Source organism: Paraliobacillus sp. X-1268 (genome assembly GCF_003426095.1).
Lineage (GTDB): Bacteria > Bacillota > Bacilli > Bacillales > Amphibacillaceae > Paraliobacillus_A > Paraliobacillus_A zengyii.
This window is the reverse complement of the sequence record NZ_QJSK01000004.1, coordinates 1-13034: the sequence shown is the minus strand read 5'-3', so window position 1 is coordinate 13034 and position 13034 is coordinate 1. Positions and strand designations below refer to the sequence as shown.

The window sequence follows — 13034 nt, the reverse complement described above, 5'->3', positions numbered from 1 at the left end:
CCATTAAGAAGAGGGGCAGTATTATAGTGGTTTATATAACGACAGCCTAACTCTTCTCATCTTTCAAACATACGTTTGACGGAATTGGCACAGTACTTTTATATAAAAGTAAGCTGCCGAGGTATCATAGGGCCGTTCCCTCCACCTCTCTTGATAAGAAGACTAACTATTTAGTTTTATGTTCCCTGTTATAGTAAGTTACATTCTAAATAATGTCAACTACTATAATGTAAAAATTCAAATAATTTATTAACTAACTAATATTGTTTATTTTTTTAAAATTATAGAATTTGGAAAGGAAAGCCACTTCAAGAATACTTACTTTTAATTTCCTTCTAGTATTTCCATTGTTTTATCTAATATTTCTTCATCTTTTAAGCGGAACTTGAATTCAACTCGGCGTGAAGCATCTGGACTGTAGTCACCATTTTCATCGGTGCGACCGTCTGAGAATGATTTACCATTTACCGTTAATTTTTCCTGCAAGTGATCTTGAATGTTTTTATATGGGAATTCATCTCCTAGTATATATTCTGCTACACTATATGCTCTTTCTTGTGATAGCTGTAGATTATATAAATAGCCATCTGTTCGATCTGCATGACCTTCAATAATAATTTCTGAGATATATTCTTCATAGCCACTTGCTAATAAGACGTCTAAATATTTTGGAACAAACTCATCTAAAAATTGAAAGGAGTCATCCTTTAATTCTGCACCATCATACTCAAATAAAATTTCTGTGTCAAAGATAATTGCGCCTGTTTTCTCATCTACCTCGATGCCTAAAGTAGAATCTTGAAATTCTGCATTTAAGTCCTTTACAAGATCTGAGCGTACTCCCATAATTTGATCAATTGTTTCTTTCATTTCTTCAATTTGAATGGACTTAATAACCATCATTGAAATAAAGATTAATACAAAACACAGTAAGATCGATGTTAATAAATCAGTGAAAGATGGCCAAAAATGATTCTCTTCCTGCTCGTCCTTAAACAACCGTTGATATTTATTAATCATGTTGATTTAGACCACCCGTACGCCTTGTATTAAGGCTTGTTGTTTCCTGGCTGAAGGTCTGTAAATGCTGGTTTAATTTATCAATTTGTTGGAGAAGTTCCGTAAATGTTTGTTGTGTATAACGATTATTACTTTGTTGAATGTCTTCGTTAATCGTCCGAATTTCCTTAAATTCTCTTTTTAGATCCTGATTTGTTCCCTGTGCATATTCACTAATATTTCGAGCAACCTTATCTAACTTTTCACCAAGTGTTCCTTCTAAAGTAGTCACATAGTTAGCAAGCGTATCTTTTAATACACCAACATTTGCTTCGAGTTGATTTTCTCTTTGAATGAATGTGCTATTCATTTGTGAAATAGTGGTATTTATATCTGTAATAAGCTGCTTGTTCTTCATTCCAATTTGTTCATAGGTGTTTGTGGCTTCACGTACGTGCTTTTCAAATGAAACAGAATCTGCATTGTGTGCTTTGAGATGATTATTAAAATCTCGATTAAATTGTTTTAATTCATCAAAGCGATCAGATAGAAGGTGTTTATATTCTGTTTGTGCTTGGTTAATGGTTTCTAGTACATCTGGTAATTGAACTAGTGATCCTTCTAAGCTATTAAAACCGTTAGAGAGTTCGCTTAAGTATGTTGTAATTCCGGCTAGTTTCGCTCCTAGGTCTTTGCCGAATATTTGTTTAAATTCTTTATTTTGTTCTTCCATATGACGCACTAAACGCTGACTTTCTTTACTTATTGTTTGTTGGCCATCTAAGATAGAAGAGGTGAATGTTTTTAAATCAACCACGGTATCTTCAAAATGAGTTAAGGTATCTATTTGTGTTGTCGAGACTTCTTCGATTTTTTGATACGTATGTTCAAATGTACTTGCCATTTGTTCATTTCTTTGATCAATTTTCTTAAAATAAGAGAAGAGTTGATCGAAATTTTTGTTTAGTTTTTTAGATGCATCATCAAAGCCGTTTGTTACCTTATTCATACTAGTAAATAGAAGTTGAAAGTCATGTAGATTAGTAGATAATCCTTCATTAAATGTAGCTAAATCTTTTGCGGCTTGTTGTAAGCCAGAAGTATAGTCTTTAAAACCATCAAAAGAACTTTCAATACTTTGTAAGGATTTTTGGTTTGTCTTTTGAAGCATGAGAATGGAGTTATTAATACTTTCCGAAACTTCAATTAGTTTACTTATTCCGTTCTGTTCGTTTTCAGTTAAATTTGTTTCAACTTTTAACATAATATCAGTTAGGAGAAATTCTGTATTCAGCGCTTTGATCATTACCGTCATAATTAATGAAAGCCCCATACCGGCAATACTTGTGTAAAATGCTACATCAATTCCTGATAAAACACTTGCGACATCTTCAACAAGCTGATTTCCACCTGAATTAATATTTCCTAATGACATGGTTAAGCCAATAAATGTTCCTAATATCCCGATTAAAATAAAAATAGATACGGTCATTTGAATCATTTTAATGAGACTGACAATAGGTATACCATAGACACGCCAACTAGAAAATTTCTCTTGAACGAATGTTTCTATTTTGACAGGTTCGGTTTGCTGTTTAAGGTCAAACTGTTCCTTGAAGGTACGCAAAGGGTTAATGTCCATGCGGTTTGTTTCTTGTAAGTAAGAACGTATTTTCTTTAGTTTACTGAACAAGGAAACATGAACAAAGAAGGTAACAATAAACGTAACAAATAAAATGATGAAGATTAGCTCAATCATTTGATTTGAAAGAATAGCTTGTGCTTTTTGCTCACTTGTAAAAAGTTGTAGAATTGCTTCTATCATTCGATTTCCTCCTAGATGGACAACATTAATGTCTCTATTCCATAAGTATTCAAAGCATGTCCAAATCATGAACTTTTCTTAGTAAATTAATAGTAAATACATAAATTTGCTGGTTTTCCACATTCTAAAAAGATTCTATTTTTAGAAAGGTGTGCAAAGCATATCGATACGAGTTGGATGTCCATTATCCCTTTTTTGATTGTGATTCCTGTTGCCATGTTTACACGACAAGTACTTCCAGGTTTAGTGTTGGGACTACTTGTTGGATCCTACATCATTTCACCCTCACTTATTGGTGGCATGCAAGAGATGCTAACCTATGTGATACAAGCACTTATTGATGAAAGTAATATTAAAATTATTGTCTTCCTTTATGTTTTTTCTGGACTTATTGGGATGATCAAAATGACAGGTGGAATCAAAGGATTTGTTGAGAAATCGGCAGAAATAATTACCTCCAAAAAGCAAGCCTTATTTCTTACTTATGTCTCTACAATTGGAACATTTAGCGCACCGACCTTTCGTTTTGTAACGATAGCGCCAATTATGAAGGCGATATTAAAAAAGGTGAAAATGTCAACGAAAGAGCTAGGATTTGTAATTGAAACAACAGCAACACCTGTTATCGTCTTGATTCCAGTTGCAACTGCATTTGTTGGTTATATGGTATCTGTCATTCAAATTTCTACGGAAACCATGGGGACTACTATTGATCCTTATACACTTTTTATTCAGAGTATTCCATTTAACTTTTTTGCTATTGTAATTATTTTACTCGGCATCTATTTGAGTTTTTTTCATCATTCACATACGGATGCACCACTGGAAATGGATGAGGGAAAAGAAGACGACTGGCATGACTGTCATCCAGCGGTGCATAAGGATTTACCAAGTAAGCCACTAAACTTACTCATTCCTGTTTTATTAGTAATTGTACTCACGTTATTTTTGACCTGGTGGGATGGACGTGGTGCCGGTCAGTCATTATTTGAGGCCTTTATTCGTGCTGATGTATTACAGGCAATGGTAGTTGCCTTATTAATTACGATTTTTGTCTCGATTATTTTATATGCGATTCAACGTTTTAAATTAAGTGACTTAGTTAACAGCTTTATTGTTGGTGGGAATGATCTTATGTCTGTAATTGTTCTATTGTCGATTGTCTGGGGATTGTCATCTGTGACGAGTGATTTAGGATTTTCAGAATTCGTTACAGCACATACGGATTGGATCCCTCAGATGTTTGTCACACCACTTATGTTTGTTTTTGGCGCTACTATTTCTTATTTTATTGGTTCCGCCTGGGGGACGTGGGGAATTTTAATGCCTTTAGGTGTATCGCTTGCTTTATCTGCAGATGTATCCTTGCCATTAATGATCGGAGCAGTTTTCGCAAGTGGTTCGTTTGGCGCGTTTGCATCGCCTCTTAGTGATGACACAAATACATTAGCAAATATTCTAGATATATCTACTATGGACTATGCACGATTCAAGCTGAAACCAGCATTGATCGCAGCTGCAATAACTACGATTCTATATACTGGTGTGACTTTTATTCTTTAAAAAGGAGGAGAAAGTCTAGTTTGATCACAAACCAAAAACGCAAGGGCCACTGAGTAGCTCTTGCGTTAATTTTAACTAATTGGCGTGATCCGCTCAATATGTGATGCGTATCATTTGTAATTGAGCTTAAAAGTATGGTGGGAGAGGGATTATTTGCTAACGTATCGCCAAACGACCAACATTGCTAATACCGTAATGAACAAGTATAAACTAGCAAAAGATAGGGCGGCAACAATAAAAATAGTCCAGTTTAATGTATATAATACGACAAACAATAGGATACTTGCTAAATTCCCGATCAATAAGGCGCAACCGGTCCATAGAAGAATCTCTTTCATGTAGAGAGTAAAGATGTCTTTCTGTTGCCAACCGATAGATAACAATTGTTTTATTTCTTGTTTACGAATTTTAAATAACGACATTAACGCTTCAATTAGTGTAATAAATGCTAGGATATATGCAGAGGCTACCAAGATAAGGTGCCAATGATTAACTTGAACGTTAATATATTGACCAAGAACGGTTGCATTTGTTTGCTTAACTGTTTCATTGATTGCAAGATAGACAAAAGTTGCTAACGTACTAACGATTGCTAGCTGGATAAATGTTGAGACAATATAGTTCCAATAATAGTATATGTTTCTACTAACTAATGATCTTCGCTTGGTAGACTGCTCTTTTTTTATCGAAATGTTTTTTGGCTTCGATGGTTGGAGCATTTTCGGTATTGCTTTCCGAACAAAGAACCAAACAAAGACGGTAGTCGTTATAACAGCTATAAGCTGATATAGGTATATGGCCGTGGTCAATCCGCCCAATTGCGATAACCCAATTAACAATGGGATAGCCAATATAGCTGCTCCAGCTAAAATATATAAAACTTCTCTGCTCCACAACGCTTGAATATGGTGATTAGTCCAGCCAAGTTGCGATAATAGCAGTGTGTCATTTTCTTTAGTAATCCGCCAGAAGGTAAAACGATTAAGAATGTAGGCACATCCAACGAAAACAAAAAGGACGGATAAGACAACGTTCGTAATACGCCATTCACTAACAATTGTTCCTGCTGCTCCAAGTGTTGTCCAAGATTCTTCCACAAGCCCAATCCCTTCTACGTCAACCTCTACTTGTTGCGGAGAAGCCCCTGCTACAATCGTAACATTTAGGTTCATAGTACGAAGCTCCTGGGCAATTGCTTCGATCTTTTCTGCCGCTTCGTCTGTATATTGATCGATACCAGCTACTTTTACGCGAATAGCATCAATAGCTTCCTCCCCTTTTACGGTAACTGCTGCTTCCATATTGGTAAGTCCTTTAGCAGAGGGAGTAACGAAACTTCCAGGTGTCATGGTTGGTTCTAATTCTATTGAATCTTTTTTATCCTCTCCGATATATCTAGCTGGTTCAAATTGATAAATACCCAACGGACTTGCGGCTAGTTGCGCATTTTTTTCTCCCATCACTACTGTGTCAACGGGATCTGGAATGAATGCAATGTCTTCAGGGGTTAATGCATCATCATTAAATACCTCCACCATCGTATTTCCATGCCTTATTAAATCCCGATAGATAGGAACCCCATTTTTAACGTCTAATATATTAACGGATAATTTCCCGTCGGTTAGCTGGTATGGCGTTTTGCTAGCTTGATAATATGTGCTAGCTGCACTCATACCTTGAGAAATAGAATATCCCAGATCAAAAAGTTCAGGATGATTTTCAATGGTATCTAATTCGCCATCTTCTGTAAGGTATATTCCTTGCTTATTTTGATCAAATGCATTGATCAGCGAGGATAAATTGAGATTGTAGTCTTTGTTTTCAATTGTATCTTGTGTGGACAAGATTTCTATCAGATTATTGTACTCTGGCGTGTCTTTTTGTTGAAAAAAACTAGTTGGTAAAGTTGGATCTTCCGTTTCACTAGCATCAACTAAACCTAATTGATCCCTGAATTGAAGAATATCATCAGGTGATAAACCAAGCTTAGCTACAGATAAGTTTGTTGATAAAGAAGTAGCTGCATCTACCACTTCAATGATAGGAAGAAGTGTTGCATTTGGATAATCGGCAGTATACCACGATCCAGTACCGTTTAAGCTAGAGTCAGGTGCAATGCTTGCGAAAGAAGTGTTAGTTAACTTCTCCTCTTCAGTCGGATCTATACCAACAACCAAATGATAGGTAATGGGTAGAGGAAAAGCAGGGACTTCGTCACAGTTATTTCGTAAATTATCATGATTGATAATGTTTTCATAAGTAAACATTTCTGTCTCATATTTTAACAAAGCACACATATAAGTGGGTTCAATAGGATAACTCGTAACCCCATCGGTAGTTGCGAATTCCAAAGTGTAACGCATGTAATCCGCATCAGGTGGATAGACGCCGAAAGTGGATTCAACCCCAGTAAAGTAGCCGAGTGAGGCTACTGGAGCCGCAATTTCAATATCTTCACGGTTCTTAATCGTTTCCCATGTAGCGATAGAAATGCCACCATTGCCAAAACCGATGTAGTTTTCTGGGACGATTCCTAGTTCTTTCTCCAATGGATCCGCTGAATCCATTGGACGAACAAGTAAATCATAGCTACCTCTAGCATAGAAAGTGATATCAGATTCCACTTGTTGATGTGCACCTTGAAGGGAATTCAAGGCAAGAGGAACGGTTATGAAAATGAGTAATAGTGCAAGAAAAAAGAGGAAATGTTTCCATTTATTACGATTTAGTTGAAGGAAAGCTAGACGGTGCATATGATTCACTCCTAATAGTTAATAGTGAAAATTATAAGCGCGTTTCTTGAGCTGATTTTACTATTTTAAGAAAGGGTGATCTAATGACTTAGATCACCCTTATTATTTAATTACTTAAACGTTTGTGTACTGTTGCAGATCCAGTTCCTACCGTTGCTCCTGAAGTTAGGTCATATACAGCTATTTTAGGGTAATAAAGTTTTGAAACACTGCTACTGCTGTATTCGTACTTATGTGTCATACTTGATGAATTAGTTCGAGAGTTAGCCGTTCTGTATCCAGTTCCGTCACCAGGGTTAAATGATACTTGCTTTGCGTAAGAACTGGAAGTCCAAGCAAATGTCCAATTTGCGTAAGCATCAGTCCCGTAAATTGTTTGGTTTGATGGACTAATACTCGCTGCTGCATCTACTCCTACTCCTCCTGCAAAACCTGCTATTAAAAAAAGAGTGAATGCGCTGGTAATTATTTTTTTAATCATAATATTCACCTCCTTTCATTTTTATTCTTTTTCCATAATTAGTTAAACTAGTTGACCATCACGAATAAATAGTTCTCTGGTACCGCGCTTGGCAACTTCTTGGTCATGTGTCACAAGAATGATGGTTATGCCTTTTATTCTGAGTTCCTCGATAATTTCCATCACATTGTTACGATTATCTGCATCTAAATTTCCAGTTGGTTCATCACATAATAAAATATCAGGTTGATGAAGCATAGCTCTAGCTATTGCAACCCGCTGCTTTTCACCACCAGAAAGTAAAGCAGGAAACGATTTTTCGCGATGACTAATTTGTAGTTCTTTTAATAATGCACGTGCTTTTATTTCAATAGTATCCTTTGAATCATAGGGCCATTGGGGTAACATGACATTTTCTAAGACGGTGAATTGATCAAATAACCGATAGTCTTGAAAAATATAACCGATTTTTGTTCTTCGGAATGTTTGTAATTCACTAGCTTTTAACTCGTGAATGGCTTGTCCATCAATATGAATTTCTCCACTAGTAAGCGGAAGCATTCCACCAATGACATTGAGCAATGTTGTTTTCCCAGAGCCAGATGGACCCAATATGGCTAGGCATTCCTTGTCTTCTATTGTTAAAGAAATGTTTTTTAATGCTTCCACTTTTTCTACTCCGTCAAATGTAATAGAAGTATTATGCAGTTTGATAGTCATATGAGTCATCCTTTGCTAATAAATTGAATTTATTTACTTAATTACTAATAATAGTAATATATTTAACAATTATTAGCAATATATATTTCTAATTAATTTAGATATTAAAGAATCAGAGATTCATACCCGCATCACTTTTGTGCTTTAGAACGGTTTAGTTTAATCACAAATAGTGAAAAATAACGATCACAAATCCAAAAAAACGCAAGTGCCACTGAGTAGCTCTTGCGTTAATTTTAACTAATTGGGATATCCATATGTGCTTTGGACGCTTTGGTTGTCATTCCAATTTGATGTAGTTACTACCATCTTTATCAATATCTGAGTAGGAGCAGACCATATTTCTACCGCTATTTTTTGCCTTGTATAATGCAGCATCTGCGTTTCTATACAAGTCATCCACATCACCTGTGTTAACAAGATACGTTGCGACACCAATTGATACGGTAATGTTAATATGTAAGGTGTCATTATTTATTGAAAAGGTATATTCCGAAACATTTTTTCTGATTTTTTCAGCTATTTGCGAGACACTTACATGTGAAAGATCCGTAACTAGAACGGTAAATTCTTCACCACCATTTCTTGATACAGTATCAACTGAACGACAACTATCTTTAATGAGTGTGGCGACATGTTTAAGAATTAGATCACCTTGGGGATGTCCATAGGTGTCATTTACCTGCTTGAAGTGATCAATATCAATAACTAAAATAGATAAATTTTCTTGCTTTTTAACTATTCTTTGTTTCGCTCCATTAAATGCACGGTCAAAACTTCTTACATTATTCAGTCCAGTTAATGGGTCTATGAATGCGTTCATTTCATACTCTTTAAATAACCTATTTGATTGGAGTAAGTGATTATTCATTGAGATAGCAAGTATGCCAGCTGTAATTGTTATTAGCCAATACGCAACATTAATCGTAAGATAAACTTTAAAATCAGCAATTAGAGCATATGTTATAAACGAAAATACGGTATTACTAAGAACAAGCATCGTGATAATAGACAACCACCTGTTTTTCATTCTACTAGCAAAAAATAAAAAGATTAGTGCTGAAAAGATCACTAAGAGTAAATTTGATAGGGAAGATAGATTAACACCTATTAGAAATCGGAAAAAGATGATGCTAGCTCCTGTAATAGTTGTCGCAATCCAACCACCATATAGCGCAACAAGCATTAATGGAATTACTCTTAAGTCGATTATCGTATTACCATCGACTTGGATACTAAAGTGCATTAATACAATACCTAATAGCCCACCTGCAATACCAAGTAGAATGCCTCTATGACTAAATAAATGACTGTTTCGTGTTGAAGTTGTTACAAATTTTGAACGATAGATTTGATGATATAGAAATATAAATGAAATTAAGACTGTAAGATTTAAGAAGAATTCTTCAATAAACATTATCACGTTGAAAACGATCCTTTCAGTAATTGCAAGGCTATTTTAAAGAACATAAGAAGTATATTCTAATATATCCCGATCATTTTTGCTATAAAATAATTAGTTTTAAGCGTATGAAAATTCTGCTTTATATTAATCCATTGAAAAAACTAGGAACGGGTATTTCTTTTCTAACTTGGATTGTAAATGATATAATAAAGAGATAACTATGGAGTAAGGTGGGTGGTTTGCCACATCCTTAATATAGAAGTAGAAGAATCACAAGATTATGAAAGGGTTGGTGCATCATGTCCACAGACAAATTAGATCTATCTAGCTTCGAAAAAAAAATGGAAGTAAGAAATATTAGAAAAGATGATTTTGAACAAATTATTCAGATGCAAGCTGTATGTTTTCCAAATATGGATCCTTGGGAAATTGAGCATTTAGAAAGTCATCATGCTATCTTTCCAGAAGGACAAATATGTGTAGAGTATGATGGAAAGTTAATTGGAAGTAGTTCTAGTCTTATCATTAACTTTGATGAGTACGATGATAAACATACATGGGATGACATTACAGATGAAGGATATATTACAAACCATGACCCAGAAGGATATAACCTTTATGGTATTGAGGTAATGGTTGATCCGGCATTTAGAGGGATGAAAATCGGCAAAAGAATGTATGAAGCGCGTAAAGAATTAGCGCGTGAACTGAATTTGAAAAGTATTATCATTGGTGGAAGAATTCCTAATTATCATAAATATGAACATGAATTAACACCACGGGAATATGTAGAAGAAGTAATGAGCAAAAATATTCACGATCCCGTGCTAACATTTCAGAACATGAATGGTTTTACCGTTATGCGGATAAATCCTGGCTACATGCCAGATGATAAACAATCAGCAAAATATGCTACATTAATGGAATGGAATAATGTTGATTATCATGCAAAAACAAAACGACATTTTAAAACAGCTTACCCTGTCCGAATTACTGTTATCCAATATATGATGAAGAATATAGAATCGTTTGAAGAGTTTGCTACACAAGTTGAATATTATGTAGATGTGGCCTATGATTTCGGTTCCGATTTCGCTGTATTTCCAGAAATCTTTACGACGCAGCTAATGTCATTTTTAGAAGAGAAGGTTCCTTCTAAATCAGTTAGAAAACTAGCTGAATATACAGAAGATTACATTGAACTTTTTACAAATCTAGCTGTTAAATATAACGTGAATATTATAGGTGGTTCCCATTTTGTTGAAGAAGATGACCATATTTATAATATTGCCTATTTGTTCCGTCGTGATGGTACGATTGAGAAACAATATAAGATTCACGTAACACCAAATGAGAAAAAATGGTGGGGAATCAAGCCAGGAGATGTTGTAAAAGTATTTGATACAGACTGTGGTAAAATTGCCATTCAAATCTGTTATGATATTCAATTCCCAGAGCTTTCTCGTTATGCAGTAGATCAAGGTGCAAATATTATCTTTGTCCCGTTTTGTACAGATGATCGGCAAGGATATCTACGTGTACGCTATTGTGCACAAGCCCGTGCTGTTGAAAATCAAGTGTATACCGTTATTGCAGGTACAGTTGGTAACTTAACACAGGTAGAAAATATGGATATCCAGTATGCACAATCCGGGATTTTTACTCCATCTGATTTTGAATTTGCACGGGATGGAATTATTGGAGAATGTCACCCTAATATCGAAACAGTAGTAGTCGGTGATGTCGACTTAGAAATCTTGCGTAGACAACGTAAATCAGGAACAGTTCGTCAATTACGAGATCGTAGAAAAGATTTATTCGAAATTAATTACAAAAACATTGAAACAGAAGTGAAACATTTAAAATAAGTTTTTATGAGAAAGTCCGCCATTAGCAAAAGCTACTAGCGGGCTTTTTTTAACAAGCTTAGGAAATGTGGTTCGCCTTTCATAAGCATCATTGCGCTCCATCTTGCGAACTTGAGAGAAACTCTGTGGTAAGTTTAGAGTGGTCCTTTTCTATCTTTCCAAGAAAAGAGTTGGTCTAGCGCTGCAGAAAAACACTCGCTTTCCGTGGGGAACGCTTCAGCCTCCTCGTGAGCAAATGTTTTCGATGGGCCGAGTAATCGCAGGTCCAAAAAACGCTCACTGTGGGGTCTTCAGAATGTTCCTTTCCCACAGGACTCTGAAAAAACTTCTATGAATTTACAACGCACGCAGAAAATCGCTTTTTATTTTCAAGGATCTCGTATTTTTCTGCAGCTTAGTGTAGTTTTCTGTTCCGAAGAGACGTTAATGCAACACTTTACTGAAAAAGATAAGTACACAGTTACTTGATAAGCGGTTTATGACTTTTTTTCGGAATAAATAATCTGCTGGATCATAATTTGTATTGTTATTGTTGGTCTAATCCCCTTAATGCATATTTCCAACTAGCGGTGAAAATACACTACGACTCCTGCGGGAACAGCACGAGTCTGAAGATCCACTAAGTAAAGCGTCTTTTGCTTTACTTAGTTAGCTGAAGCCGTGCCCCATAGCCGTCAAGCTAAGGATAAACTATAGAAAAAACAAACATTACGCAACTAACTTCTAACATAAAGTTGAATTATTTTCCAATTAGATGTATGCGTAATAATAAGCCACTTTACTATTTTAAAAAAATGTATACCGTAAGCCTATACTGCTTGGAAGGTTTGTTCATACGTAAGATATAGAATGTCAAAAGGACTCTTATGTTGATAACGATGATCTTTCCTTCCATGCCTGTAGACATTTTGATAGATGTTCTTTATCAATGTAATAAAGGAAGTGCTATGATACAACGCTTGGCCTTGATCCTCTTCAATGGCGCTTTTCACATGGTCGATACATTTGAACTCACTGCCTTCGATCTGATGCTTCTGATAGAGGTAATAACGACATTGAAAAGCAATCATAGATGATAGAAGAATATGAATTAGCGTACCATATAAATGGCACGAAAATCGTTCAGGATTCATTGCGCGCACCTTGTCGATATGAAATAATGATTTCCATGTTTTAAATAGAATTTCCACTTGCCAACGTAAGGAATAGATTGGGTATAACCCTTGCATATCTACTTGATCCGATGTTATATTGGTGGCAAGGATTTGGATTTGATTTTTTTTGGTGGCGGATTGGGTGTGACCCCCTTTCCGCCTTCTCTTTTGTAAATACCCCTCTCTTTTCTTTTTTTGTTCCTCGGTTAATTGTTGCACGACCAGACGTGTTTGGAGTGTGTTTTTCCCTTTCTTTCCGATTTGAATGTGCCCATAATCTATCGCTT

General features: G+C 35.5%; 9 protein-coding genes and 1 riboswitch. Of the genes, 2 read left to right on the top strand and 7 right to left on the bottom strand.

Annotated elements, in window-relative coordinates; all coding sequences use genetic code 11:
* Positions 1 to 53: 53 nt before the first annotated feature.
* A riboswitch (SAM riboswitch) is annotated at positions 54 to 160 on the bottom strand.
* Between the two features lie 164 nt (positions 161 to 324).
* The gene (locus D2K62_RS07745; protein WP_117149001.1) at positions 325 to 1020 is read right to left on the bottom strand and encodes an OmpA family protein; all 696 of its coding nucleotides are present in this window, start codon (positions 1018 to 1020) and stop codon (positions 325 to 327) included.
* Entirely contained in the window at positions 1013 to 2824 is a 1812-nt protein-coding gene (locus D2K62_RS07740) for a MotA/TolQ/ExbB proton channel family protein (RefSeq protein WP_117161206.1), read from the bottom strand. The genes D2K62_RS07745 and D2K62_RS07740 overlap by 8 nt, the downstream gene beginning before the upstream one ends.
* Before the next feature lie 162 nt (positions 2825 to 2986).
* On the opposite strand from D2K62_RS07740, the gene D2K62_RS07735 reads away from it, so the two are divergent.
* A complete protein-coding gene (locus tag D2K62_RS07735) occupies positions 2987 to 4387 on the top strand; it encodes a Na+/H+ antiporter NhaC family protein (protein WP_117148999.1) in 1401 nt (466 codons plus the stop codon).
* Between the two features lie 149 nt (positions 4388 to 4536).
* On the opposite strand, the gene D2K62_RS07730 is transcribed toward D2K62_RS07735, so the two are convergent.
* From D2K62_RS07730 to D2K62_RS07715, 4 genes are all read right to left on the bottom strand, one after another.
* Entirely contained in the window at positions 4537 to 7140 is a 2604-nt protein-coding gene (locus D2K62_RS07730) for an ABC transporter permease (RefSeq protein WP_117148998.1), read from the bottom strand.
* Between the two features lie 106 nt (positions 7141 to 7246).
* Positions 7247 to 7621, bottom strand: coding sequence for a hypothetical protein (locus tag D2K62_RS07725; RefSeq protein ID WP_117161205.1), 375 nt, complete (start codon positions 7619 to 7621; stop codon positions 7247 to 7249).
* A gap of 42 nt (positions 7622 to 7663) precedes the next feature.
* Positions 7664 to 8320, bottom strand: coding sequence for an ABC transporter ATP-binding protein (locus D2K62_RS07720; RefSeq protein WP_117161204.1), 657 nt, complete (start codon positions 8318 to 8320; stop codon positions 7664 to 7666).
* A gap of 280 nt (positions 8321 to 8600) precedes the next feature.
* Positions 8601 to 9737 (bottom strand): diguanylate cyclase, encoded by a 1137-nt coding sequence (locus D2K62_RS07715; RefSeq protein ID WP_232824145.1) that lies wholly within the window; start codon positions 9735 to 9737, stop codon positions 8601 to 8603.
* Between the two features lie 287 nt (positions 9738 to 10024).
* On the opposite strand from D2K62_RS07715, the gene D2K62_RS07710 reads away from it, so the two are divergent.
* Complete coding sequence (locus D2K62_RS07710; RefSeq protein WP_112181998.1) at positions 10025 to 11593, top strand: bifunctional GNAT family N-acetyltransferase/carbon-nitrogen hydrolase family protein; 1569 nt, start codon at positions 10025 to 10027, stop codon at positions 11591 to 11593.
* Between the two features lie 809 nt (positions 11594 to 12402).
* On the opposite strand, the gene D2K62_RS07705 is transcribed toward D2K62_RS07710, so the two are convergent.
* Positions 12403 to 13034 (bottom strand): transposase (locus tag D2K62_RS07705; protein ID WP_157967865.1); only part of this gene is annotated, 632 nt, incomplete at its 5' end.